The following is a 25,192-nucleotide window of genomic DNA, read 5'->3' on the forward strand; positions in this document are numbered from 1 at the left end:
ACCGAACGTCGAGGCACACCCGATCGCACGGCTGCTATGCGATCGGTATGTGAATTTTCACTAGCTCCGGAAACGCTAATACGTCTCTGACGGCCGTCTAGCGGTTCAGGACCCACGTCGCGATTCCCAGCGACGTGGCCGTCCAGACGACGAGGCTCACGAGACTCGCGATCGGTGATGCGGCTGCCGGCCCGGTCCCTGACGCGACGACGATCGCACTTTCGAAGACGAGCCCTCGGTATGCGCTCAGCGGACTGAGCGCAAGCGCATACACGAGGCTGCCGTCGCCGATCGATCCGGCCGAAAACCCGTAGACGAGCGCCAGATCGAACCCGACAAGCAAGACGACGAGCGCGACGACCGACAGCGCGATCGCACTCCGTGTCCCACTGACGACGGCCGAAATCGCAATCGCGATTGCGAGGACCGTCAACGCAAAGAGGATCGTCAGGACGATGAACCGAGCGAACAGGATCGGCGAATCGACGCCGGAGTGTGACGCATAGAGGGTCCGCCCCTCCTCTTCAGCGACGAAGACGAGTAGCACGGTGACGACGAGCGGAGCCACGATCGCAGTGAGCAGGCCGATCGCTCGCCCGACGTAGACGCCGGCAACGATCTCGCGACTCGAGACGGGATACGTCTTCAGGACGTCGAGTTCGCCACGCTCTGCGTCGCCGAGGATCGCGCGATAGCCAAACGCGATCGCGACGACCGGGACGAGCAACTCGAGTGGGGTGAGCAAGTCGACCAGCGTCGGGACGTATCCGCCCTGGACGCTCCCGCTGACCGAGCTAATCCCGAGCACGACGGCGGCAAAGGCGAGCGCGAGAATGAAAAACGTCCGCGTCCGCACGATCGTCCGGAGTTCCCGTCCGATGATCGTCCTGAGAATGTGTTTCGGGCCGGGTGCGGTCGACTGCGAGCGACCGAACTGTCCGGAGGTCCGGTCGCGGGTGGTGTCACTCGGCGTGTTCACGTCGCCGCTCATGCGTGATCACCCACGACCTGCACGGTATCGCGGTGGCCGCCAACGGCGTGCTCGTACACCTGTCGCAGGGAGCTGCCACCCACTCGAGCCCGAACGTCGGCGATCGATCCTTGTTCGGCGACGCGGCCATCGGCGAGTATCAACAGGTCGTCGGCGACCTGCTCGACGAGCTCTAAGTCGTGGGAGCTCAACAGGACCGCGATCCCCTCGTCGGCGAGGTCGGCAGCGACATCGAAGACGTGCAACCCCATGCTCGGATCGAGCCCGCTGCCCGGCTCGTCCAAGATGACGATCGGTGGGTCGCCGATCGTCGACTGTGCAATGCCGAGCAACCGGGTCATCCCGCCGGAGAGGGCTTCGACCGGTCGATCGGCTGCGTTCTCGAGGCCGACCCGCTCGAGTTGGGCCATCGCGTCGGTCCCGTCGCCACCGACGAGTGACGCGTAGAATTGCAGCGTTTCGAATGCAGTAAAGCCGGGCCGAAACGCCGGATGCTGAGGGAGATAGCCGATCTCCCGTGCGGTGTCGGGGCCGTTGTAAGTGATCGTCCCTGCCGTCGGTTCGTGGAGGCCGGCGAGGTCGCGAATCAGCGTCGACTTGCCGGCCCCGTTCGGGCCGATCAGGGCCGTTACTCGGCCGCGTTCGATGGTCACAGAGACGTCTCGGAGTACGGAGACCGTCCCGTAGTCGTGGTCGATACCGGTCGCCTCGAGAAGTGGTGTCGTGTCAGTCATTGCTCGTCGTCCGCGTCAGTTCGTAGCAGGTCCAGGCTTCGTCTTCCCACTCGGTCTGGGAGAGCAGGTCGGGATTGTTCGGTTCGCAACTCGGTGCTCGGTCGACGATGCTCCCGGTTCGCATGCCGGGGACCGACCCCTCGAGTCCGGCAAGGGCTTTGAGTGCGGGTGCTCGGGCGAGTGTCGGTGTCCCGTCGGTACGGTGGAGTCGGCTGTCGGTGGGATCAGTCGGTGAGTACGACATGTCGGACTGGTCGCCGTTCGCGATGCCGGCGGCTCCCTGCCAGTAGTTGCCATCGCCGCCGTGGCTCCAGATGCGGAGCGGACCGGACATCGCGGTGGCGTGGACATCGTTGCCGACGAAGTCGTTGTTGACGACGCGGTTCGTCGGTAACATGGCGCTTGCCTCCGTGCCCACGTCGTTGCCGGCGATGACGTTGTGTTCGTAGATCGACGACGTCGAAGCGATGCGGAGTCCGAGGTCGTTTCCTTCGGCGATGTTGTTCGCGACGTAGTTCGCGCTGCCGCCCGGACTGAGGGCGTCTGCCGCGTCACGGACCGTGTTTCCGACGACGGCGTTGCGCTCCGGTCCGGTCATGATGACGATGCCCGTGTCTGCCTGTCCGCGGAGGTCGTTGTCCGCGATGAGGCTATCGCCGGTATACATCAGATGGGTACCGAGGAAGTTACCCTCGATCGTGTTCGAGCGGACGATCGTCTCCGGCGAGCGATAGAGATAGATACCGTTTCGGCCGCCCATGAACGTCGAGTCTTCGATGACGGTCGGCGACTGGAACAACAGGACGCCGGCGAGACCAGACATGGGGTCGTCCGGACCCGACACCGTCACGTTTCTGATGACGGCGTCGTCACTCTCATAGACGATGATGCCGCTTGCCGGTGTGTCGATACTGACGTTCTCGACCCGGAGGTCGGTGGCGTCGTACGCCGAGATTCCGGCGTCAGTTCCGGCGTAGTACTGCAGGAAGGAGGCGTCCCACGCCCCCTCGTTGATGTCGACGGGGAGGTCGCCGCCCTCTCGCGTCACGTTGCCGACACCAGTAATGTCGACCCCGCGAACCGCGACTCGCTCGCTGGTGACGGTGACGACAGAGCCGTTTCCGTCACCGCGAAGCGTCACGTTCCCCTCGCCAGCGAGCGTGATCGGTTGGTCGATCTCGATTTTCTCCTCGTACGTTCCCTCGGGAACGACGACTGTCGTGTTCGCCGGTGCCTGATCGATCGCGTCCTGAACGGAGTCTGTGTCTTCGCCGACGACGATCGAGGTCGGCCGATCGAGGTGTGCGGACGTGTTGTTGATCCGTGCGTCCGCCTGTTGCTGCCGGTCGGCCACGCGGTCACGGGCGACTTCCGCATCGTCACGGTCGAACGATTGCTCGAGGACCGACTCCCAGTCGTGGACGGTGCCGCCGTACTCGTCGGCAAACGCCTGTGCGTCCTCGCGATCCCCGAAGGGGACGACGGTGTCACCGGCCGGCGTTTGTGACTCACTGCCAATGACGAACGATGCCGTCTCGGCGTCGGTCCACCCGGGCGACGACTCGGTGACCGGGTAGCCGTTCTCGTTGAGTTCGACACCGGTCTCGCTGTAGTCGGAGACGTAGACCGTCAGCGGATAGCCAAACCGCTGTTCGTGTGCTGGCTGGCGCTGCTGGTCGACGAACGTCTCGACGCCGTAGTAGCCGACGACGTACTGGTACTGTGAATAGAAGACCTGTGCGCGCGGGAGGTCGACCTCGTCGGAGAGTGCGTACTCGGACTCGAGAGTGAGTCCGACGGTCACCGTATCGTCGAAGGCGACGGGATCCGGCGAGGTCGATCCCACGTCGACGACGAACAGCCCGACAGCACCGAGCGCAACGACGAGGAGAAGACCTAGAAAGACGGTGCTAAGAGAGCGGTCGATCACGGTCGCCCGTTCGCTTCCACGGAAAATATATCGTCTGGTTTATTCCTCGAACCGACTGTCAACGATGCTGACAGTCGCTACGCCGACTCGAGGTACGTCGCCGTCGCGGACGTGTGGCCACGATTGAACGAGAGGATCTTGACCCGGATCACGTCCGTCACCGCACAACTGTCGGGGACATCCTCGACGAAGATGACGAATCCCTCGATCTTGCCGACTGCCCGGCGCTCGCCGGAGTGATGATCGGTGAACTCGCGGATCGCGACCGTCTCGACGTCGCCGATGTCGACTGGCGGCTCACGTTGTTGAGCTTCTTGGTGACGTTTCCGGGACTGGCGCTCGCCCGCGGAGCCACCGCGGACGCGGGTGAACAGCCACGAGCCAATCAGGAGGGCGACGAACGCACCAACAGCAAGCGTTTCGGGGCCAGGACCGAGCATACCCCAATCGGTCGACGCCTCGCTATTCGGTGTTCCGATCCAGGATGACGGTTCACACTACGCCGCAGTGAGATCGACCAGCGAAACGTCGTCGGGGACGCGCTCGAGGACAGCCGCGGGCCACCCGTCGTGAGCGAGCGTGATGTCGGCAGCCGGATTCACGTCGACGAGTCGGGCGACGCCATCGGCCGCGGCCGCGAGCGCGGCGCGATCTGTCCGATCGGGGACTTCGGCGGTCAGCGGGTAGCTCTTCGAGAGCGCCCGCGGGAAGGGACCGAAGGGCGGCTCGACTCGCCAGGAATCGTCATACTCGTCGCTTCGAGGTGCGCTGCCTTCGGTCAACAGCAGGGAGTCAGGGACCGACAGCCGCTCGAGGCGCTCGTGGTGGCGCACGACTTCGGGACGGCGAGCGCTCTCGTGGGAGGTGTAGAAAAACGACCCCTTCGAGACTGGGTCCGATTGCTCGAGTTGCGCGGCGTGATCGAGCAGGGTCCGATAGCCGTCGAGCATCGTCGGGTGTGCGCGAGCACGCTGTTCGACGAGCTCAAGGAGGTTGCCGGCGCGGATCGCCTGTTTGATCCGGCGGATCTCGGCGAAGGTGACGTGGAGGTTGTGGGCGGCCAGTTCCGACTCGCGTTCGGTGTCTGGGAGCGCGCGGAGCTCGTCGGGCGAGTGGTCGGTACAGACGGCACACGAACACGGGAGGTAGTCGATCTCCTCGAGCGCTCGGGTGCCCCGAACCGTCAGATACCGGTCGTCGCGGGCGTAGAGCGCGTAGGCCGCCGAGTCGAACAGGTCACAGCCCATCGCGACTGCGAGCGCGAACATCATTGGGTGGCCGGCACCGAAGAGGTGGACCGGCGCGTCGGCTCCCAGACCGCGTTTGGCAGCGGCGACGACGTCGACCACGTCGTCGTAGCGGTAGTCGTTCATCAGCGGGACGACCGCGCCAACTGGGAAGACGTCGAGATCGGTGCCCTCGGCGTGGCAGCCCGCTCGCTCGCGGAGGTCGGGATATGTCGAGCCCTGGACGGGCGCGCTGACGAGCATCTCGCCCGTGTCGACGTCCTCGGCGATCTCGAGTCGCTCCTGCGTCGTCTCGAGTTCTCGTTCTGCCTGTTCGCGGGGAACGTCAGGCGGAGTTGGAATGTCGACGGGCGTGGCGATGTCGGAGCCGATCTCGTGCTGGAATTCGAGAATTTCCTCGGTCGTCACGGTGATCTCACCGTACTCGGAGAGTTGGAACGAGCCCGAGTCGGTCATGATCGCGCCGGGGAAATCCAGCATGTCGTGGAGGCCGCCCGCGAGGGCGCGCTCGCGGAGGTCGTCGTCGCCGTGGATAATATAGGAGTTCGTGATGAGAATCTCGGCACCGAACTCGTCGGCGAGCCGGCGGGGACTGATCGTGTCCAGATTCGGGTTGATTACCGGCAGCAGCGCCGGGGTTTCGACGGTGACATTGGCACGGGGAACGGAGAGTTCGCCGATCCGCCCGCCGGCGTCGGTATCCCGGATTTCGAAGCACTCACGCATTGCGTTGTCGTTGGGCGGTCGGACGTAAGACGTGACGGTTTTCGACCCGCTGGACTCGAGCCGCCAGAGAGCCACGTTCCGGCCGAGAACGTCGGCACGCAGGGAGACGAAGGCGCTTTACGCACTGGGCCGCTTCCGTCTTCTAATGAGTAAACCCACGCCCGACGTCTACGAGCAGGGCAAGGGCATGGACGCCCACAATCAGGTCATGCGCGAGATCCGCTCGCGCAAGGAGGCTAGTTACGATCCCCACGAGCCCACCCGCGTCTGGCTCGACGAGGACAACACCCCTGACGGCGTCAAGCGGAGTCTCACGATCATTCTCAACACCGGCGGCTGCCGGTGGGCCCGTGCCGGCGGCTGTACGATGTGTGGCTACGTCGCGGAAAGCGTCGACGGCGGTAGCGTCTCCCACGAAGCGCTGATGGACCAGATCGACGTCTGTCTCGCACACGAGAAAGAAAACGCCGGTGAGCTAAGCTCACCGAGCAGTCGGACACAGTCCGACGACGGCGACGAACGCGCCGACCTGATCAAGATCTACACCTCCGGCTCTTTCCTCGACGAGCGCGAGGTCGGCGCGGAGAGCCGCCGGGCGATCGCCGACACCTTCGCCGACCGCGACCGCATGGTCGTCGAGTCACTCCCGGACTTCGTCGACCGCGAGAAGATCGCCGACTTCACCCAACACGGGCTCGATACCGACGTCGCGATCGGCCTCGAGACGGCCACCGACCGGGTGCGCCACGACTGCGTGAACAAGTACTTCGACTTCGCGGACTTCGAGGACGCCTGTGCCGAAGCCGCGGCTGCCGACGATGCGGCAGGCGACGACGCCGAGGCGGGGATCAAGGCCTATCTGTTAATGAAACCGCCCTTCCTCACCGAGTCCGAAGCCGTCGACGACATGATCTCGTCGATCGAGCGCTGTGCCGACGTCTCCGGCTGTCATACCGTCTCGATGAACCCGTGTAACGTCCAGCGTTACACGATGGTCGACGAACTCTACTTCAACGACGGCTACCGGCCGCCGTGGCTCTGGTCGGTCGCCCACGTCTTAGAAGAAACGGCGGACGTCGACGCGATCGTCGTCTCGGACCCGGTCGGCCACGGCTCCGATCGCGGGCCGCACAACTGTGGTGAGTGCGACGACCTCGTTCAGAAAGCGATCAAGGATTTCGACCTGCGACAGGACCCGTCGGTTTTCGAGCAGGTGTCCTGTGAGTGTGAACTGACCTGGGAGACTGTACTGGAGCGCGAGCGGAGTTTTAACCAGCCGCTGACCCGATAAGGCAGACGGCAGCCGACGGCCTCACGTACTTTGTGCGCGGCCGAAAACGGGTAGCTATGGCACTCCTATCACTGTGGAACTACGTGAACGAACTCGAGCCTACGCTGTTGATCCTCGTCGGGTTCGTCTTGTTCGTTTTCCCCGAGCCCGCGACCTCCGCGTTCGGTGCCGGATTCATATTGCTCGGCGCGAGCTGGTGGTTCTACGAGTGGGGCCGGTAACGTCGCTGCGAGCAGACCCACTGGTGGTCGTCTCGCTCGAGAGCGGCAGGAAAAGCGCTGTTACAGCGGTTGCTGTTTCGTTACGCCGACTCGAACCCGCGGAGGACGCCCTGACCGTCGGTCGAGCCGACATCGGGTAAGGTCACACGTTCGGGGTGGGGCATCAACACGGCGACGGTGTCGCGGTCGCCGAGGATACCGGCGATGTCGTGTTTCGAGCCGTTCGGGTTCGCCTCGGGGCTCGTCTCGCCGTTCTCGTCACAGTAGCGAAAGAGCACGCGATCGTCGTCCTCGAGTTCGGCCAGTCGGTCGTCGCTGATTTCGTAGCGCCCCTCGCCGTGGGCGATCGGGACTTCGATGACCTCGCCTTCGTCGTAGGCGGCCGTCCAGGGCGTGTCGTCGCGTTCGACACGCAGATAGACGTGCTCACACTGGAAGCGCGCGCTCTCGTTGGTCGTAAACGCGCCCTCGGTGAGGTCGGACTCGCAGCCGACCTGAGCACCGTTGCAGATGCCGAGGACGGGCACGCCGTCGGCTGCAGCCTCGCGGACCTCCGCCATGATCGGCGAGCGGGCCGCCATCGCCCCGCCGCGGAGGTAGTCGCCGTAGGAGAACCCGCCGGGAAGCACGATTCCCGCCGTGTCCTCGGGGAGACCGTCCTCGTGCCAGACGATTTCAGCGTCGATGTCGAGGTGCTCGAGGGCGCGTTCGGCGTCGCGGTCGCAGTTCGAGCCGCCAAAGCGAATGATTGCGACGGTCATCTACCGTTCAGCGACCTCCACGTCGTAGTCGTGAATGGTCGGGTTCGCCAGCAGCCGTTCGGCCATCTCGTCGGCACGCTCGCGCGCGTCGTCCGCGGAGTCGGCCTCGAGGTCGACCTCGAAGCGGTCGGCTGATCGCAGCGCCTCGAGTTCGAAGCCGAGCCGTTCTAAGGCTCGCTTCGTCGTCTCGGCCTCGGGGTCCAGCACGCCATGTTTGAGTCGAACCGTCACCGTCGCGGTGTAGGCGGTCATTACCTGATACCCCGTAACCGTGCTCAAAAACGCTTTCGCCTTGGCTCCGTAATGCACGTTCGTGGATACTGCTGCTCGAGCACCGGTGGAAGGGCTGTCTCTGTTTCGCAATCCAATCGACGGTCAGCCACTGGTTCGCGCCGATCGTCGACGCCTGCGCGACGGCGTTTGACTGCAAGCTGACCGCCGAAAGGAAGCCTCGATGCCTCGATTCAGGTCATAATTGATCAGCTGACGTGAGAATGCGGGCGTTTCTCACTCGTCTCCACGGAAAGCAGGACTTTTAGCCGTTCGTGGACTTGATCCGTCGTGATGACCCGACATTCGCTCGAGCGGAGGTGGCAGCGTTGACGACCGACGTAACCGAAATCACGGTGATCGGAGACGATGATACCGGACTCATCGCCCGCGTGACGAGCCTCCTGTTCGAGCGCGGGGTCAACATCGAAGACCTCGATCAGGCGGTTCGCGACGGCGTCTTCCGGATGTATCTGGCCGTCGACACTTCAGAGATGGTCTGTACCGAAGGGACGCTTCGGTCGGACCTCCACGACCTCGGGGACGACCTCGGCCTCGACGTACAGGTTCGGTTCCCTTCCGATCGCGAGCACCAGCAGATCGCCGTCCTCGTGACGAAAGAGAGTCACGGTCTCGAGGCGCTGTTCGAGGCCTGGGCCAACGACAACCTCGGTGCGGACATCGGCGTGGTCATCGGCAACCACGACGATCTCCAGCCGCTTGCCGAACACTACGACGTGCCGTTCCACGACATCGGCAACGAGAGCGGCCAACAAAACGAGGACGAACTCCTCGCGCTCCTCGAGGAGTACGACGTCGACCTGATCGTCCTCGCGCGGTACATGCGCATTCTCAGCCCCAACGTGGTCTTTCGCTACGAGGATCGCATCATCAACATCCACCCCTCCCTGCTGCCGGCGTTCCCGGGTGCGGAGGCCTATCGACAGGCGATCGAGGAAGGCGTTCGAGTCGCCGGCGTCACTGCCCACTACGTCACGACCGACTTAGATCAGGGGCCGATCATCACCCAGCGCGCGTTCGACGTCCCCGACGACGCCGACTTAGACGAGATGAAACGCCGCGGCCAGCCGCTGGAGGCCGATGCCTTACTCGAGGCCGTCCAACTGCACTTGAACGGCGATGTGTCTGTCCACCGCGGTCGGACCTCGGTTCGAGAGAACGGCACCGAGTATCAGCTCGGTCTCCCCGACGAACTCGAGGAGTTCACGCCCGACCGGCCGATCGACGGCATCGGCAGTGCGGTTGCTGAGGACCACTGATACGGTCTGCTCTACCACGTTTTGCTGCTGTCGCGCAGTGACAGCAGCCGGTCTCAGTCTGATTTCGCCGATTCCCAGCACTCGAGACACTCGTCGCTACAGAAGTGACGATGCACGGCAGCTCCATCTCCGACGGTCGTCACGACGCGCCGTTCGGACGACGGCTCCACTGACCACCCACACTGTCGGCATTCGGGTGGCTCCTCCTCGAGCGAGTCGATCATCGGCTGACAGATGGGATGATCCCCACTTGAACGACTCTATTTATCGGACACTCGGTCGTGACTCGAGGCGTGTGGAGAGTGGGCAGCAGCCTTATCGCTGTCAGTGTCGAACTATGGATTGGTATGGCACAACAAGAAGTTCAACAGGAGCTGTCCGTCGACCAGTACACACTCGGCCTCGTCGGACCGGATCAGGAGTGGGCTGGAACCGTCGCCGACGGCGGCACGATCGAGACGTATACGCCACCGGGCTGCTGGGGGCCGATGATTACACCCGAGTTTCACGGGGGCCACGAAGTCACTCGTCCGGTACGCGTCGAGGGGGCATCGGTCGGTGACGCCGTCGCGATCCACATCCGGGACATGACAGTCACGAGCATGGCCACGAGTACTGGGTCGATGGCCGAACGCGAAGATGCCTTCGGCGACGATCCGTTCGTCGACCACCGCTGTCCCGAATGTGGCACCGAGTGGCCCGACTCGATCGTCGAGGGGACCGGCGAGGACGCGATCAGGTGCGCTGAATGCGGCGCGAACGCGTCTTCCTTCGGCTTCGAGTACGGCTACACTGTTGCCTTCGACGACGACCACACCGTCGGAATCACCCTCGGCGAGGACGGTGCCCACGACCTCGCCGAAAACGCCGCCGAAGTGATGGACATCCCCGAGAACTCCCGCCAGCACCCCATCCTGCTGTACGAACCCGGCAAGATGCCCGGCACGCTGGGACGGCTGCGCCCCTTTATCGGAAATATCGGGACCACTCCACCGGTCACGATGCCCGACTCACACAACGCCGGCGACTTCGGACAGTTCCTCATCGGAGCCGACCACGACTACGGCCTCGCAGACGAGACCGACCTCGAGGCACGCACCGACGGCCACATGGACATCCCGCAGGTCCGGCCGGGCGCGACGCTCATCTGTCCCGTCAAGGTCGATGGCGCGGGGATCTACGTCGGCGACCTCCACGCTAACCAGGGTGATGGCGAACTCTCCCTGCACACGACTGACGTCAGCGGCACGGTGCGAATGGACGTCGAGGTCATCGAGGGCCTCGAGCTCGACGGGCCGATCCTGCTCCCTCCCGAGGAGGACCTGCCCTTCATCAGCAAACCCTACAGCGACGACGAACGCGACGCCGGCCGCGACCTCGGCGCGGAACACGGTGTCGACGTCGAGGAAGACATGGGCCCGATCCAGGTGATCGGCTCCGGCGCGACGGTCAACGACGCCACGCAGAACGCCTTCGACCGGGCGACCGACCTGCTCGACATGAGCGAGGGCGAGGTCCGCTCGCGGTGTACGTTCACTGGCGGCGTCCAGATCGGACGGCTCCCCGGCGTCGTGCAACTCGACATGCTCGCGCCGCTGGCCGTGCTCGAGGAGCGGGGCATCGATCACCTGGTGCGTGAGCAGTACGACCTTTAGGGTCGTCAAATCGCCGTTATTCTCGAGCGCCACCCTGAACCGCAGGAACAACTGTCAGCGACGCGTCCCCGGACACCCGCGTTACGAGGTCGGCACGCTCGCCATCGAGCGAGACTCTGACGCTCGGTCGGATTCGATCGTCATCGTAGAGATAGGGTTCCGCGCGCGGATACGCGTCGACGAGCGCCGCGATGGCGTCTGCGACCGTTCCGCCAGCCCACTCGAGCGAGACCGTCTTCGCACCGGTCGCGCTACGCAGGGGACCGTATACAGTGATTGTGGTCTCCATGTGTGAGAGTGGTCGTGGACGGGCAAGAGCGTGTCCACGCCCTCGTCGGCGACGCCAGACGAGTGGTGGTCGCCTCTATTCGTCGCCCGGTGCAGTGTCAGCGTCAGCGGCTGACGCCATGTCCGACCGACCGACCCACGTCGACGAGAACGCCGACATGGCGGCGAACGCGATCATCGCAAGAACGAACAGCGCCACCATAGCGCCAGCGGCAGTGGCAATACCGGTGGTGAGACTGAACGCGACGATACTCGCAGCGATTCCACTAGCGGGTATCATCTGTGCTCGGACAACTGTTCTCGACCCTTCCATATGAGGGTTGCTGTACATTGCCGTCGGAGAAAACGACACACGCTCGAATCGGCTCGAGATCACGGTTGCCCGTGGCGGCGACCGGGATGCGGTCTAGAGTCGCTGGACCGCCCCGATCGCACTCGAGAGTGGCGGCGCGTCGAAGAACTCCTGGCCGGTGTAGGCGTTTGCGCCTGCACAGTACATGTCGCGGGCAGTCTCGAGGACTTCCTCTGTGAGCGGGTCAGGAGCCTCGTCGCAGAGCGACTTCCAGTCAGCGATGTCTTCCTGTTTTGCCTCGGCTTTCGCGGCGTCGACGGCTTCGACCCAGTCGGGCTGGGTGCGCTTGTGGTACTGGCGCAGAACCTCTTTCGAGAGTTGGGTGCCCTCGTAGCTAAAGCGGTTCTCGTCGAACGTGCCGACGACGTCGGCGACGCGGATTTCGCCCTGATAGTAGAGGCACTCGATCTTGCCGTCCTCGTGGACCAACCCGGCGGCGTCGGCCTGCTCGGTGATGATCCGGTTGACCTCACGGGCGACGCTCTCGAGGTCGTCGATGGCGGCCACGCCGGCAATGGCGTCGGCCTCCGCGTGATCGAGGTAGCGGTCGCCCTCCTCGTATTTCGTGGAGAACTCGACGATCGGCTCGTCCAGATCGACGACCTCGTCGGGCCACTCCTCGAAGTCGAGGTCGTGGTCGGCGGGATCGGTCCGACGGCGCAGACTCGAGCCGACGGGAACCCGGTTGCGGAAGACGATCTCGAGGGGAATCAGGTAGTTTTCGCCGGCCGCCTCGTGGTAGTGGTCGTAGTCGTATTCGCGACCTTCGTGCGGAAGGTCGGGCACCTGCGTCAGGTCGATGGCCATCTCCCAGGGCGGATGGGACGCCTCCTCGAGCGGAATGACGTCGCCGTTCTCGACGACACCGCGGTAGTGGGTTGGAACGCCTTCGGACTCGAGCAGTTCGAAGTTGAACGCGCCCATCGTACAGAGGGTCGCGCCCTTCTGTGGGATCTGGTCGGGCATTTTCCCCCAGTCGAACACCGAGTAGTCGTCGGTGAAGACGAACGAACCTCGACCGAGGTCGTCGTCGGTCGCGTCCTCCTCGATGCGGAACTCTTTGACGCTCGTCATTCGAGACACCCCAGCATGTGTCCGTCGCCGCAGTTCATATCCAAGTTGGGGTGGCCGGACGGTAAGAAGGTTTCAGTATCGTGTTGCACACCGGCGATGCTATCGCCCGAACGCGACACGAGGACTCCCGCGAACAGGCACACTACCGGATCCATCACCCTTTTCTCGCTGTGCAGGCATTGCTATGCCGATGGAGCGACCGGTGACCGAAGCCGACCTCTCGTTCGAACATGTCCCCGAGACCGACCAGTCATTCGAGAACGCACTGGCAAAGGCACGCGATGGCGATCGACTCACAGTTGACGATGCCATCGAGTTGCTCACCACGGGAACCGACAGCGAGGGACTCGACCGTCAGCGCAAGGAACGCGTCCTCGAGGCGGCCGACCGACGGCGCGCCGAAGAAGTCGGCGAGGAAGTCACCTTCATCGCGAACCTGAACAACAACGTTACGACGGCCTGTAACGTGGGCTGTCTGTTCTGTAACTTCAAAGACGCCGCCCACACCTTCGAACGCGAGACCGAGATCGAAACAGCAGGCTTTACGAAAACGCCAGCGGAGTCACGCGAAATCGTCGCCGATGCCGTCGATCGTGGTATCTACGAGGTCACGTCGGTGTCGGGCCTCCACCCCGCGTTCGCGCTCGACGACGACCACCGGGAAATCCTCGAGGCCCATCCGAACCCGAAGGAAATCAACTACAAGCCGCCCGAAGCATACGAGACCAGCCCTGGAACCTATACGGACCAGATCGCGGCGATGAGTGTCGACGACGTCCACGTTCACTCGATGACTCCCGAGGAGGCCTATCACGCCCGGCGGGGCACCGACTGGGACTACGAGGAGGTTTACAGCCGGCTGCAAGCGGCGGGACTCGATACGGTTCCCGGCACCGCCGCGGAAATCCTCGTCGAGGAAGTCCGCGAGGTGATCTGCCCCGGCAAGATCAGCACCGACGGCTGGCTCGAGGCCATGGAAGCCGCTGCCAGCGTCGGGTTCGATATGACGGCGACGATCATGTACGGTCACGTCGAGAACGAGGCCCACCGCGCGATGCACCTGCAACGCGTCCGCGAACTGCAGGATCGGACCGGCGCGATCACAGAATTCGTCCCGCTATCCTTTATCCACCAGAACACACCGCTTTACGAACACGACGTGGTCGCCGGCGGCGCGAGCACCGACGAGGACGAACTGATGATCGCCGTCTCGAGGCTCTTTCTGGACAACATCGAGCACATTCAGTCCTCGTGGGTCAAGTATGGCGACGAGCACGGGCTGAAGCTGCTCAACTGCGGTGCCGACGACTACATGGGAACGATCCTCTCCGAAGAGATCACCAAACGCGCCGGCGGCGGCTACGGCGAGTTCCGCTCGTTTGCGGACTACGTCGAGATGATCACCTCGATCGGCCGGGTTCCTGTCGAGCGCTCGACTGACTACGAGACGCGACGAGTCATCGATCCGGACGAGCCGCCCTTTGGGCCGCGCCTCGGGCCGAACGCGGATGGAACGCCGTTGCTGACTCGCGAGGAACGTGAAACGCGGGCGAGCCGGTCCACCAAGTGAGGACCGTGGAGGCGCTGTGATACGGTCTGCTGTCCCGATGGCCGGTGGGACCGCAGTGTGGGTCGCGGTCGGCCGGTACTGACTGACAGGAGTCCGGATGACGATTCAGCCGGACGGCCAAGAACACGACGCTGACTGACGACGACATCGCCGCCAATCGGGAGTTGGCCCAGTGAGCCGCCAGCGAATTCAAGTCCGACAAGCGGCCGCTTTCGTGGGCGACTGGCCGATGTTCCATACAGAAACCGCCGTTTGAACGGCGATCTATGGCCAGTGGTATCATACACTCTTCGAACTGATTAGAAATAGAATACATTATATAATGTAATTTGAAAAGTATGTGTCGTTGTGATATGACTCCAACATTTGCGTCCCTGCGAAACCTGCTGGGGACCGTCGCGAAGTCCTACGTGACGGTCGTCGTCGTTGCCCTCCTCGTCAGTGCCAGTCTGGCACCGATCGTCTGGGGGTCAACGAGCAATCCCGACGGAACAGTTGCCGTAATCGAAGTCGATTCAACACTCACCGAATCGTCTGCCGAGCGAATCACGGACGATCTTCAAGAGGCACGACAGAACGACTCGATCAGTGCGGTCGTGTTGGATGTCGACAGCCCCGGTGGTGGTGTCAGTGTGAGCGAGGGATTATACCTCGCTGTCGAACGCACCGCTGAACAGATGCCCGTCGTTACGAGCGTCGACTCGACGGCCGCCTCGGGTGGATATTACATGATTGCGCCGAGCGACGAAATCTACGTCAAGCCGGGGTCGATCGTCGGTAGCATCGGCGTTCGGGCGACGTACTTCGACGTGCCGCCGACGGACGGGCAAATCACGACTGGTCCCGACAAGAACACCGGCGGCACCGAAGCCGAGTACAAGGCACAGGTTGAAATGATGCGGCAGGCGTTTGTCGGCACCGTCATCGAGCACCGTGGCGACGAGTTGACCCTTTCAGAGACGGAATTGGCGTACGCGAAGGTCTACACCGGCACCAAAAGCGTCGAGAACGGCCTCGCAGATGATATCGGTGACACCGAGGTCGCAATCGGGACGGCTGCAGAGATGGCCGGCCTCAAAGACTACGACACCATCGAAATGGAGAGTGAACCGCGCTCTGGAATTTCGTTGATCATCGGCAGTGAGAACGGTGACCGCCCGGAGGCGTCCGCCGTTCATCCGCAGACCTACGGACGGTACGGTGCCGTCAATACACCGACGTTCCTCGCGCTGTGGGGGTCGGTTGACAACGAACGGGTCATCGACGCGACCGAACTCGAGCGCCCCGTGGCCAACGAGACTGGGGGTGATCGCCCATGAACGTCCGCTCTCGGCTCGTCGTCTTCGCTACCGTCGTGTTCGTCACTGTCGCCAGCGTGGGTGCGGCCGGACTCGTTACCAACCATGGGATGACAGCACAACCGACGGTTGATCAACAACAGTTCCAGCCGAGCGCGATCGACGCGCCGACAGTCGACCGCAACGGAACGATCTCCTACGATGACGACGGCGAGTCAAAGACTATCGTGATCGACGTCGCCCACTCGAACGACGTCTCCGAGGAAGCCCTCGAGCCAGTCGTCTCCGCGCTAACCGCGGGCGGTCACACCGTGCAGTATCACGAAGCGTCGGACGAGTTCGACAGCGATCCTGCTGCAGACTTGAACGAGACGCTCCGTGGTGCCGACGCGCTGATCGTCGTCGAACCCGAAACGCGATATACCGCCGGAGAAGCAGCTGGCGTGAGCGCGTTCGCCGATGCCGGCGGCCGCGTCCTGTTTGCTTCCGGTCCTGACTCGGGTGGCCTCGGTGGACTGCTCGGACTGCTCGGCGGCACCCAGCCGACCGGCGACGAGTTCGCTGCCGTCACCTCGCCTGTGGGTATCGCCTACGACACTGGCTACCTCTACAACATGGAGGAGTATGAGAACAACTTCCAGTCGATCTACGCGACCCCGTCGACCAACTCCGAGCTGACCGACGGCGTCGACCGCGTCGTCTTCGACGGCCCGACGCCGGTCGTCACGGACGGGCAGACCCTCCTCACGACGCTCGAGGGAACGGAACACTCCGAAACCCGAGAGACGGGAGCGTACAGCGTCTTTGCACGGAGCGGGAACGCGATCGCAGTCGGCGATCCCGGCTTCATGTCCAGTACGAACTACAACCGTGCTGACAACGATGTCCTGATCGGCAACATCCTCGAGTTCCTCGTGACCGGTGAGAAAGCGCCCGGCGTTCCCGAGGAGACGAGTGCTGAGCGTGACACTGGCATGACGGCGGAATCCAGTGATACTGGCATGACGGCGGAATCCAGTCCACCGCAACTGCCGAGCACGTAGCCGAGACCGCTCCGTCGTCGCTTTTTTCGACGACTCGAGTGAGCGAAGCAGTCTTGATCGCTGCCAGTTCGTGCTATCATACTGATCATACGCGCATGAGAGTCGGTGGTCCTGACAGCGGAAACGGCGCGGTCGAGAGTACAGCAAGCCGTATCAGTGATGGCAGCCGACAAACCGGTATGACAAGCGACGAGTCGTACGTGCGGCGGGCGATCGATCTCGCGGAATCGGCAGTCGAAAGCGGTAACACACCCTTCGGTTCCCTGCTCGTCGTCGACGACGAGATCGTCAGAACGGCCGAGAACACGACGCTGACCGATGATGACATCGCCGCCCACCCGGAGTTCAAATTAGCCAGCTGGGCCGCGACGGAACTCGAGCCAGCCGATCGCGTGGCGTGTACGATGTACACCAGCACGGAGCCGTGTCCGATGTGTGCGAGCGCGATCGTCTATGCGGGGCTCGACCGGGTTGTCTACAGCGTCTCCGTCGACTCGCTCGCGGACGTGCGACCCGACGGCGTGATCGAGATTCCCTGCGCAGAAGTCATCGACCGAGCTGACGGAGCGACGACCGTCGAGGGGCCGATGCTCGAGGACGAGGGACTCGCAGTCCACGAGAACTATTTTTAATCCGAACGCGCTGTCGTCTCGTCGCGAAGCACCGCACGATAGCGCTCGCCTGCCGGGTCGTCGGCTGCGAGTGCGTTCCGGATGGTCGGTGAGAGCCAGTTGCGGCCGCCGTCTGCACCGTCGGCCGCAGTGCCATCGAACCCGTCCGGTCGCAGGTCAGCTGGCAGAAATCGCTCGTAGACGGGCAATCGCTCGGCGAGCGGGACGTCTGCGTATGCGGCGATTTCCTCGAGCTCGCGCAGCGCGGGCCATGCGTGCTCTGGATTGATGTGGTCGTCGGTGACCGGCGAGACACCGCCCAGATCGTCGACGCCACAGTCGATCAGGTCGTTCGCGGGCGCGAGATTCGGCGGGACCTGGACCGAGATTTCGTCGGGGAGCGCGGCGCGGGCCATGGCTGTCACGCGACGCATCGTCGCGAGATCGGGCGAACCGCCGGCCCAGCGCTCGTTGTTCACGACCGGCTGGACGATTACCTCCTGGACGTGATCGTAGCGGTCGTGTAGCTCGCGGATCGCAAGCAGGCTTTCGGCCCGATCGCGCCACGTCTCGCCGATCCCCACCAGAATCCCGGTCGTGAACGCGACGTCGAGTTCGCCCGCGTTCTGGATGGTCCGCAGGCGCTGTCCTGGTTCTTTCCGGCGCGGGCCGGCATGCGCATCGACGTCGGCGGTCGTCTCGAGCATCACGCCCATGCTGGCGTTGACGTCCGCGACAGTTTCCATTTGTGTGCGCGTCTGATCGCCCGGATTGGCATGAGGGAGTAGCCCCTCTTCGAGGGCGACTTCACAGGCCGCACGCAGGTAGTCGTGGATCGAGTCGTAGCCCCACGCGTCGAGTTGGGCGTGAATCTCGGTGTAGCGGTCGTCGGGGTCGTCGCCAAACGTAAACAGCGCCTCCGTACAGCCGGCGTCCGCGCCGCGCTGACAGATCTCGCGGACCTCCTCGAGCGAGAGCAGGGAGGCCTGTCCCGGCGGATCGAAGTACGTACAGTAGGTACAGGTATAGCGACAGGCCGTCGTCAGTGGCACGAAGACGTTCCGTGCGAAGGTCAGTGCCGACGGCGCGTCGACGTCGGTCGGGCTGACCGCACACAGATCCTCGACGGCCTGCTCGTCGATCGTGATTTCGACGCCGTACTCGTTCGCCCCGGGGATCATTACCTCCCTGTGTCGTCGCTCGGCGTATAAGGGCTTGGCTTCGCGGTGTATGGGCCGATGGCTATCGCGTCTCCGTCATCGACGCCTCGTCGCGTCTGACGTCGACCCGCCCGTCACGCTCGTCGAGTTCGAACCCCGCCTTCCGGAGATAGGTGAGTGCACGGTCGGTTTCACGCCCGTGGACGAGCACTTCGACGAGATCCTCGGGTTCGTCGATATCCGTTCCCAGCCGGAACGAGTCGATCGTCTCGAGGGTGGCCCCGACCTCACGAGCGATCGCACAGTGGTCGAGATACGAAGCCCCGTGATAGTCGACGGCAAACGCGGGATCGCGAACGACGAGTGCGTTCGTCCCGCCTGCGCGTCCTGGTGCGATCGCGACATCGGCCGTGGCGGTCAGGAGTCGCTCGAGTGCATCGGGGGTCGCCAGCGCGAGATCGGCCATGACGACCGCGACGGCGTCTGCGGTCGTCGCGTTGCTGTCCGGCAATCGCGCGTTGACCGCGTCCGTCAGCGGTCGGTCGTCGACCGTGACCGACACTGCTGTGGCGACGTCGTCCGGGAGCTCGAGGCCGGGCGCGGCAAGCTCAAGCGGGGCAGTCGCGACGATGGTCGGCTCGTGGCCCGCCTCGACGATCGCCCGCAGGACGTCCGCGAGCATGGCGCGAGCGAAGGCCACCCGTTCGGCCGGGGACAGCACGGACTCGAGGCGAGTCTTCGGCGTCTCGGCGGCGAACGGGACCAGAACGCGCATCTGAATGTGGATGCCGTACTCCGGGCGCGCTCAAAAGCACGTCGGAGTCCGATACGGATTCTGAGCGGCTCGAGCCTCGTGCCCCCCGACACGAGTGCGGCCGCTCGGGCCGTCGACCGCAAAACGGAATGGTGGTCTAGAACAGCGGTTCGAGTTCGTCCTCGTCGTCCTCGACGAGTTCCTCCAGGTTCTCCTCGCTCTCTTGCTGGATGTCCTCGATGTTGTCCTGGGCCTCGATAGCGACCTGCTGGAGGCGCTTGATCCGCGGGACGTTCGTCACGCCCGAAAGCAGGATCGCCGCGGAGACTTCGGGTTCCTCTCGTGGGAAGTCGCCACCGCGAACTTCCATGCTGCCGGTTTCCTCCTCGAGCCATTTGCGCCCGCGTTCGATGCCTTTCCGATTGAGGTACTCCGAGGGGCCAGAGAGGACGAGCAGGGCACGCTCGGTGCCTTCGATTTCACAGGGCAGCGTGAGTCGGCCGAGCGCGGCCTTGCGGACGAGGCTCGTAATTCGGTTCGTGGTGTTGGCGGCGTCTAACCCGTCGTCGCCACCATCGTCGCCGGTAAACCGCGAGAGGAGCCCGCCACTGGTGTTGAGTTCGACCTCCTCGCTTGCGTAGCCGACGGTCGACACCCCGCCGCCCGAGAGTGTGTTGATGATCTCGGAGGAGTCGACGACGCTCTCGGCGACGTCTTCGCCATCGCCGACTTCGCCGGCACCGAAGAGGATGCCAAAGCGGCGGACGATTTCCTCGTTGATCTGATCGTAGCCGCCCTCCATGGATTCGCCGGTCTGCCGCCAGGAGTCGTTGTCGAAGACGAGCAGGTTGTCGACCTCGCGGACGAACGTCTGGAACGAACGGGCCGCGTTGAGCGTGTAGATGCCACCCTCATCCGTGCCCGGTAAGACGCCGAGCCCGTAGACAGGGATCGTGTAGATTCGTTTGAGGTGTTTGGCGAGGACGGGTGCGCCACCCGAACCGGTGCCGCCACCCATGCCGGCGACGATCAGGAACGCGTCGACCTCGTGGGTCGGGATCTGGTCGATGGCGTTTTGAACTTCGTCGATGTCCTCCTCGGCGACTTCCGCGCCGAGTTCGTTGTCAGCACCCACGCCATGGCCCTTTACACGGGCCTGGCCGATGAGTACGCGATTCTCCTGGGGAATATTGTCGAGACCGATGAGGTCCGCCTTCGCGGAGTTGACGGCAATCGCCGCGCGGACGATTCCGCTGTTCGTCCGATCGTCGTACTCGAGGAATCGATCGACGATCTTGCCACCGGCCTGTCCGAATCCGATCATCGCCAGCTTCATTGTTTGTCAGGGGGCTCCGTTGGATTGGTACCAGTGCAATGGAGGATATAAACCTTGCGCTAAGCTGACTTTCTCGAATACTGTACCATCACGCTAAATAGAAAGAACGAACCGGATCTACCCGCGAAATGCGGGTCTAACTACCACTGGTTATGTATATCAGTTGATGGGTGTTTATTACTACTGCCGGCGTCGCAATCAGGCCGTGCCAGCCGGTTTCGCCCCTCGTGGTGCCCGCTCGAGGCCGAGATATGAACCAAGCGTTGTCAACTCCGACGGATCGCGGCCAAAGGCGGTTACGTCGTTGTCAACGACGGTGTTGTCGAACGCGAGCGAGCGGGCCTGATCCGGGCCGAAGGGCACGAACGGTAGTGGCCCGGCCGCCGAGAGCCCGACTCTGGCGAGCCCCATCGGGATCGGGACGATCGTGACGTCTTTGCCTTCGGCCTCGTAGGCCAGTTCCGTCACGTCGGCAAGCGTAAGGACTTCCGGACCGCCGATCTCGTATGTCTCGCCGACGTGAGCGTCGTCTTCGAGCGCGTCGGCCAGCATCGGGACGAGGTCGCCGACCCAGATGGGTTGGAACCGGGTTTTCCCACCGCCGGGCAACCCCGTCACGTACGGCGTCGTCAGGGTCTTCGTGAAGTCGACGAACTCGCCGCCGTCGCCGAAGACGACCGACGGGCGGACGATCGTCCACGCGAGACTCGAGTCCCGGACGACCTGCTCTGCTTGCCCTTTGGCGCGGATGTAGGCAGTGTCGCCGTTCGGATCGGCACCGAGCGCGCTCAACTGGAGGAACCGGTCGACGTCGCCGTCTTCGGCAGCGCAAACGAGGTTCTCGGTGCCGCCGAGGTGGACCTCCTCGTGGCTCGTCCCGCGAGGGGGCTCGAACAGCGGCGAGAGCGAGACGAGGTTGACGACGGCATCGTGGTCCGCGACGGTTGTGGCGATCGAGTCGGAGGCGCTGACGTCGCCGATCGCCGTCTCGACGCCGTCGGGAAGTCCGTCCCTGTCCGGCGATCGTGACAGTGCCGTTACCTCGTGGCCCCGCTCGGCCAGTTCCGCACACAGGTTCGTGCCGATAAAGCCGGTGCCGCCGGCGACGAGGATCTCCATACGCAAGATATGATCCTGCACAGATAAATAGATGAACGGCTACGTATGCAGCCAGCAGCGAGTCGGGCCGGTCGCTGGGTCACTATCGGCCGGGATGAGCAGCCTTATTTTCGGGTTCATTAAACAAGGATGACATGCCGCCGGACACGCGGGAGACGACGGAGCGATACTTCAGGCAGGCAGTCGAGCGCCACTGGGACCCGTACGCGATCGACCTGACGGCTGACAGGGAGACGCTCACCGACCTCAGCCGGAGTGCGTTTACGCAGTTGCGCGCGACGCTCGCCATGTTCGGCGCGGGCGAGGAACACGTCACCGAGGATCTGGTACCGGTTGCCGCGGTCGTCGACGACGACAGCGATCAGCGATTCGTCGCGAGCCACCTCTACGACGAGGCCAAACACGCCGCCTTCTTCGAGCGCTACTGGAACGACGCTGTCAGGCCTGCAGCGGAGGCTCGAGGCCTCGAGCCGACCGCACCGACGGCCGACCGCTGGTTCACCGACTCCTACGAGGAGGTCTTCGGCCGAACCGAAGCGGCGATGACCCGCCTGCTCGAGGCAGATACGCCCGAAAATCGGGCTCGAGCGTACTGTCACTACCACCTGACGGTCGAGGGCGTCTTCGGCCAGACCGGCTTTCACGCCGTCGAGTCGACGTTCGGCCCGGAGACCGATGGCCCGTCGCTTCCCGGGCTGGTCGAGGGGTTTAGCGGCATCCGTCGAGACGAGGGCCGCCACGTCGGCTACGGGATGGACCGACTTGCGGCCCTCCTCGAGAGCGGGGCGGTCGAGCGCTCGCTCGTCGAGGAGACGGTTATGGGCCTTGCAGAGCCGGTCGATGCCGTCGTCGAACGGATGGGGTGGCATCGCCTGCCCGGCCCCGACAGTGACGACCTCGTCGCGTTCGTCGCTCAGCAGCGTCGAAACCGACTCCAGCAACTGCCTGACGGAGCCGCTTCCGACCCGGCGGCCGAGGACTGACCATGCGAGCCGTCGAAGTATCCGAATACGGCGACAGCGACGTGTTGACAGTCACCGACCGGGACGCGCCCACGCCGAGCGCAGACGAGGTCGCAATTGACGTCGCGGCCGCCGGCATCAACTTCGCCGATATCGAGCAACGCCGTGGAGCCTACCCAGATGGTCCGTCACCGCCGTTCGTGCCGGGGCTGGCCGTCGCCGGGACCGTCACGGCCGCGCCAGCGACGAGCGACCTCGCGGTCGGCGACCGCGTCGCCGCGCTGTCGTCGACCGGCGGCTACGCGGCGGTCGCGACGGCACCCGTCGACCGTACTTTCCGGATACCAAACTCGATCCCGTGGGCCGACGCGACGGCCCTGCCGGTCCAAGGACTGACCGCCCACAACGTCCTCCACGAGTGGGGCGAGCTGTCGGCCGACGATCGGGTGCTGATCCACGCCGGAGCCGGCGGCGTCGGCTCGCTTGCCGTTCAGTTGGCCGCCGCAGCCGGGGCGACCGTCTTCGCGACTGCAAGCACCGCGGCGAAACGCGAGTTGGCTCGAGAGCTCGGGGCCGACCACACCATCGACTACACGGACACTGACGTCGCCGACGCCATCCACGTACGGACGGACGGCAATGGCGTCGACCTCGTCGTTGATGGGGTCGGCGGCGACGCCTTCGCTGCCAGCGTGGACGCGCTCGCGCCGGTCGGTCGGATCGTCTCGTTCGGGATGGCAAGCGGGTCCGTGCCAACCGTCGCGACCCCGCGACTGTTCTTCGCGAATCAGTCCGTTCGCGGCTACCACCTCGAGCACGCCCTCGAGCACGTCCCCGAGCGCGTCCTCAGCGCAGTGCCGTCGCTGATCGATCACGTCGCGACCGGGCAGGTCGACGTCGTCGTCGACCGGACACTGGCGCTGGCGGACGCCACGCAGGCCCACGACGCGCTCGCCGACCGCGAGACCGTCGGCACGGTCGTCCTCGAGCCCTAATGGGGTGCCGACGAGAATCGGGACGGTTTTGACGGCGCTCGCGGAACGACAGCACATGACAGCTACGGAGGGTGTATCCGATCGTGTCGAAGGGATCGTTGCCGACCGCTTGCGCGTCGACGCGGACGCGTTCGACGAGGGAACCCCGTTCGACGGGGAGACGCTTGATGCCGATTCGCTCGATCTGGTCGAAATCGCGGAGGCTATCGAGGCGGAAGTGGGCGTCCACATTCCTGATGCGGATCTCGAGGACCTCGAGACGGTCGGCGACCTGACGGCGTACGTCGACGAGCGCGCCTGAGATGAGCCGCGAGGTGGTCGTGACCGGCCTCGGTCTGGTGACGCCGCTGGGCGAGAGCGTCGAGCGGACCTGGAACGGGCTGCTCGAGGGGGCGAGCGGCGCGGGGCCGATCACGCGCTTCGACCCAGAGGAGGCGGGCCTGCGGGCCTCAATTGCCTGTGAGGTGGAGACCGATCCGGCAGCCGTCGCGCCCGACGACCGTGTCGACGACCGGACGATGGGCCGGTACGCTCAGTTCGCCGTCGCCGCGACCGCCGAGGCACTCGAAGACGCCGGATTCGACACCGCAAGCCCCGACTGGAACGCCGAACGGGTGGGTACCAGCATCGGCTCGGGACTGGCCGGCCTGGCCGAAATCGAAGCCGCGGCAGGCGCGCGCCCCTCGCCATCGTTTCTCGTGAGCGCGTTGACGAACCTCGCAGCCGGCCACGTCAGCATGACCATCGGTTCGAAGGGGCCGAACCGTGCGCCGGGCACGGCGTGTTCGGCGGGTACCCACGCCATCGCAGCCGCGGCCGACGACATCCGGCGCGGCCGGGCCGATGTCGTCGTCGCCGGCGGCACCGACGCCGCGATCTCGCCGCTCGGCGTCGGGAGCTTCGATTCGATGCGGGCGCTCAGCACCACTGATGATCCCGCGGCAGCGAGTCGTCCCTTCGACAGCGACCGAGACGGGCTCGTGCTCTCGGAGGGGTGTGGCATCGTCGTTCTCGAGTCACGCGAGCACGCCCGCGAGCGTGGCGCAACGCCGTACGCCGCAATCACCGGGGCTGGTCGAACCGCGGACGCGCATCACCCCACCCGGCCGGCCGAAGCGGGCGACGGGCTTCGGCGCTGTCTCGAGCAAGCGCTTTCGGACGCCGACAGGGAGCCGGCTGCCGTCGATCACGTCAACGCCCACGCGACGAGTACGCCGGTCGGCGACGCCCGTGAAGCCGACGCGCTCACAGCGGTGTTCGACGAGACAGGGGTGCCGACGACGACGAGCATCAAGGGTCACCTCGGACACGCGCTCGGCGCTGCCGGCGCGATCGAGGCCGCTATCGTCGCGCGGATCATCGCCGAGGGGACGATCCCGCCGACGCTGAACTACGAGACGCCCGATCCGGACTGTGACCTGCCGGTCGCCACCGAGCCACGCGAGACGGCCGTCGACGTCGCCGTGAGTACGTCGGCCGGCTTCGGCGGGACCAACGGGGCGCTCGTGTTCGAGCGCCCGTAAC

27 protein-coding genes are annotated in these 25,192 nt (G+C 64.5%); 12 read left to right on the top strand and 15 right to left on the bottom strand.

All coding sequences use genetic code 11. The annotated features are described in order from the left end of the window. Positions 1-97 precede the first annotated feature (97 nt). The 5 genes from BDK88_RS12200 to tgtA all read right to left on the bottom strand — a co-directional run bounded on the left by BDK88_RS12200 (position 98) and on the right by tgtA (position 5,628). A complete protein-coding gene (locus BDK88_RS12200) occupies positions 98-991 on the bottom strand; it encodes an ABC transporter permease (RefSeq protein WP_130500658.1) in 894 nt (297 codons plus the stop codon). Beyond that, positions 988-1,725, bottom strand: a complete 738-nt coding sequence (locus BDK88_RS12205) for an ABC transporter ATP-binding protein (RefSeq protein ID WP_130500659.1) — start codon at positions 1,723-1,725, stop codon at positions 988-990. Before BDK88_RS12205 ends, BDK88_RS12200 begins: the two co-directional genes overlap by 4 nt. Further along, positions 1,718-3,655 (bottom strand): NosD domain-containing protein, encoded by a 1,938-nt coding sequence (locus BDK88_RS12210; protein ID WP_130500660.1) that lies wholly within the window; start codon positions 3,653-3,655, stop codon positions 1,718-1,720. The genes BDK88_RS12205 and BDK88_RS12210 overlap by 8 nt, the downstream gene beginning before the upstream one ends. Before the next feature lie 77 nt (positions 3,656-3,732). Then, on the bottom strand, positions 3,733-4,095 hold the full coding sequence (locus BDK88_RS12215) for a TRAM domain-containing protein (RefSeq protein ID WP_130500661.1): 363 nt from the start codon (positions 4,093-4,095) through the stop codon (positions 3,733-3,735). A 57-nt stretch (positions 4,096-4,152) separates the two neighbouring features. Beyond that, a complete protein-coding gene (tgtA, locus tag BDK88_RS12220) occupies positions 4,153-5,628 on the bottom strand; it encodes a tRNA guanosine(15) transglycosylase TgtA (protein ID WP_130500662.1) in 1,476 nt (491 codons plus the stop codon). Positions 5,629-5,773: 145 nt separating this feature from the next. Here tgtA and BDK88_RS12225 point away from each other — a divergent pair, with 145 nt between their 5' ends. Together BDK88_RS12225 and BDK88_RS21215 are read left to right on the top strand one after the other, a co-directional pair. Further along, positions 5,774-6,919, top strand: coding sequence for an archaeosine biosynthesis radical SAM protein RaSEA (locus tag BDK88_RS12225; protein WP_130500663.1), 1,146 nt, complete (start codon positions 5,774-5,776; stop codon positions 6,917-6,919). A 56-nt stretch (positions 6,920-6,975) separates the two neighbouring features. Further along, positions 6,976-7,140, top strand: coding sequence for a hypothetical protein (locus BDK88_RS21215; RefSeq protein ID WP_165396962.1), 165 nt, complete (start codon positions 6,976-6,978; stop codon positions 7,138-7,140). Positions 7,141-7,220: 80 nt separating this feature from the next. On the opposite strand, the gene purQ is transcribed toward BDK88_RS21215, so the two are convergent. Further along, positions 7,221-7,901, bottom strand: coding sequence for a phosphoribosylformylglycinamidine synthase I (purQ, locus tag BDK88_RS12230; protein ID WP_130500664.1), 681 nt, complete (start codon positions 7,899-7,901; stop codon positions 7,221-7,223). Beyond that, a complete protein-coding gene (gene purS, locus BDK88_RS12235; protein ID WP_008009364.1) occupies positions 7,902-8,153 on the bottom strand; it encodes a phosphoribosylformylglycinamidine synthase subunit PurS in 252 nt (83 codons plus the stop codon). It lies immediately after the preceding gene. Positions 8,154-8,491: 338 nt separating this feature from the next. Here purS and BDK88_RS12240 point away from each other — a divergent pair, with 338 nt between their 5' ends. Beyond that, positions 8,492-9,451, top strand: coding sequence for a formyltetrahydrofolate deformylase (locus BDK88_RS12240; RefSeq protein WP_207225297.1), 960 nt, complete (start codon positions 8,492-8,494; stop codon positions 9,449-9,451). A gap of 53 nt (positions 9,452-9,504) precedes the next feature. On the opposite strand, the gene BDK88_RS22530 is transcribed toward BDK88_RS12240, so the two are convergent. Next, on the bottom strand, positions 9,505-9,675 hold the full coding sequence (locus BDK88_RS22530) for a DUF7576 family protein (RefSeq protein WP_449406705.1): 171 nt from the start codon (positions 9,673-9,675) through the stop codon (positions 9,505-9,507). A 123-nt stretch (positions 9,676-9,798) separates the two neighbouring features. Here BDK88_RS22530 and BDK88_RS12245 point away from each other — a divergent pair, with 123 nt between their 5' ends. Then, positions 9,799-11,106 (top strand): acetamidase/formamidase family protein, encoded by a 1,308-nt coding sequence (locus tag BDK88_RS12245; protein ID WP_130500666.1) that lies wholly within the window; start codon positions 9,799-9,801, stop codon positions 11,104-11,106. A 16-nt stretch (positions 11,107-11,122) separates the two neighbouring features. Here BDK88_RS12245 and BDK88_RS12250 read toward each other — a convergent pair whose 3' ends face one another. The 3 genes from BDK88_RS12250 to BDK88_RS12260 all read right to left on the bottom strand — a co-directional run bounded on the left by BDK88_RS12250 (position 11,123) and on the right by BDK88_RS12260 (position 12,820). Beyond that, positions 11,123-11,395 (bottom strand): MoaD/ThiS family protein, encoded by a 273-nt coding sequence (locus tag BDK88_RS12250; protein WP_130500667.1) that lies wholly within the window; start codon positions 11,393-11,395, stop codon positions 11,123-11,125. A gap of 75 nt (positions 11,396-11,470) precedes the next feature. Next, the gene (locus tag BDK88_RS12255) at positions 11,471-11,674 is read right to left on the bottom strand and encodes a hypothetical protein (RefSeq protein ID WP_130500668.1); all 204 of its coding nucleotides are present in this window, start codon (positions 11,672-11,674) and stop codon (positions 11,471-11,473) included. 126 nt (positions 11,675-11,800) lie between these two features. After that, positions 11,801-12,820 carry a phosphoribosylaminoimidazolesuccinocarboxamide synthase gene (locus BDK88_RS12260; RefSeq protein ID WP_130500669.1) on the bottom strand — a complete coding sequence of 340 codons (1,020 nt, stop codon included), beginning with the start codon at positions 12,818-12,820 and terminating at the stop codon, positions 11,801-11,803. Between the two features lie 190 nt (positions 12,821-13,010). On the opposite strand from BDK88_RS12260, the gene cofH reads away from it, so the two are divergent. From cofH to BDK88_RS12280, 4 genes are all read left to right on the top strand, one after another. Continuing rightward, on the top strand, positions 13,011-14,390 hold the full coding sequence (cofH, locus tag BDK88_RS12265; RefSeq protein WP_130500670.1) for a 7,8-didemethyl-8-hydroxy-5-deazariboflavin synthase subunit CofH: 1,380 nt from the start codon (positions 13,011-13,013) through the stop codon (positions 14,388-14,390). Positions 14,391-14,743: 353 nt separating this feature from the next. Beyond that, the gene (locus tag BDK88_RS12270) at positions 14,744-15,709 is read left to right on the top strand and encodes a S49 family peptidase (RefSeq protein ID WP_130500671.1); all 966 of its coding nucleotides are present in this window, start codon (positions 14,744-14,746) and stop codon (positions 15,707-15,709) included. Beyond that, complete coding sequence (locus tag BDK88_RS12275; RefSeq protein WP_130500672.1) at positions 15,706-16,731, top strand: DUF4350 domain-containing protein; 1,026 nt, start codon at positions 15,706-15,708, stop codon at positions 16,729-16,731. The genes BDK88_RS12270 and BDK88_RS12275 overlap by 4 nt, the downstream gene beginning before the upstream one ends. Before the next feature lie 179 nt (positions 16,732-16,910). Further along, a complete protein-coding gene (locus tag BDK88_RS12280) occupies positions 16,911-17,363 on the top strand; it encodes a nucleoside deaminase (RefSeq protein ID WP_130500673.1) in 453 nt (150 codons plus the stop codon). Here the strand turns inward: BDK88_RS12280 and cofG are convergent. From cofG to BDK88_RS12300, 4 genes are all read right to left on the bottom strand, one after another. Next, the gene (gene cofG / locus BDK88_RS12285; RefSeq protein ID WP_130500674.1) at positions 17,360-18,523 is read right to left on the bottom strand and encodes a 7,8-didemethyl-8-hydroxy-5-deazariboflavin synthase subunit CofG; all 1,164 of its coding nucleotides are present in this window, start codon (positions 18,521-18,523) and stop codon (positions 17,360-17,362) included. The two genes, BDK88_RS12280 and cofG, sit on opposite strands and share 4 nt — an antisense overlap. Before the next feature lie 61 nt (positions 18,524-18,584). Continuing rightward, entirely contained in the window at positions 18,585-19,277 is a 693-nt protein-coding gene (cofC, locus tag BDK88_RS12290) for a 2-phospho-L-lactate guanylyltransferase (protein WP_130500675.1), read from the bottom strand. A gap of 136 nt (positions 19,278-19,413) precedes the next feature. Next, on the bottom strand, positions 19,414-20,592 hold the full coding sequence (locus tag BDK88_RS12295) for a tubulin/FtsZ family protein (RefSeq protein ID WP_092932869.1): 1,179 nt from the start codon (positions 20,590-20,592) through the stop codon (positions 19,414-19,416). Positions 20,593-20,790: 198 nt separating this feature from the next. After that, on the bottom strand, positions 20,791-21,711 hold the full coding sequence (locus tag BDK88_RS12300) for a complex I NDUFA9 subunit family protein (RefSeq protein WP_130500676.1): 921 nt from the start codon (positions 21,709-21,711) through the stop codon (positions 20,791-20,793). A gap of 134 nt (positions 21,712-21,845) precedes the next feature. Between BDK88_RS12300 and BDK88_RS12305 the strand changes: the two genes are divergently transcribed. From BDK88_RS12305 to BDK88_RS12320, 4 genes are read left to right on the top strand one after another with little or no spacing between them, the layout of a single operon-like run. Beyond that, positions 21,846-22,694 carry a ferritin family protein gene (locus tag BDK88_RS12305; RefSeq protein ID WP_130500677.1) on the top strand — a complete coding sequence of 283 codons (849 nt, stop codon included), beginning with the start codon at positions 21,846-21,848 and terminating at the stop codon, positions 22,692-22,694. Positions 22,695-22,696: 2 nt separating this feature from the next. Next, positions 22,697-23,668, top strand: coding sequence for a quinone oxidoreductase family protein (locus BDK88_RS12310; RefSeq protein ID WP_130500678.1), 972 nt, complete (start codon positions 22,697-22,699; stop codon positions 23,666-23,668). 55 nt (positions 23,669-23,723) lie between these two features. Beyond that, complete coding sequence (locus tag BDK88_RS12315; RefSeq protein ID WP_130500679.1) at positions 23,724-23,969, top strand: acyl carrier protein; 246 nt, start codon at positions 23,724-23,726, stop codon at positions 23,967-23,969. A gap of 1 nt (position 23,970) precedes the next feature. After that, positions 23,971-25,191, top strand: coding sequence for a beta-ketoacyl-[acyl-carrier-protein] synthase family protein (locus BDK88_RS12320; RefSeq protein WP_130500680.1), 1,221 nt, complete (start codon positions 23,971-23,973; stop codon positions 25,189-25,191). The last annotated feature ends 1 nt before the right edge of the window (position 25,192 follow it).

This window comes from Natrinema hispanicum (assembly GCF_004217335.1).
Taxonomy (GTDB): Archaea; Halobacteriota; Halobacteria; order Halobacteriales; family Natrialbaceae; genus Natrinema; species Natrinema hispanicum.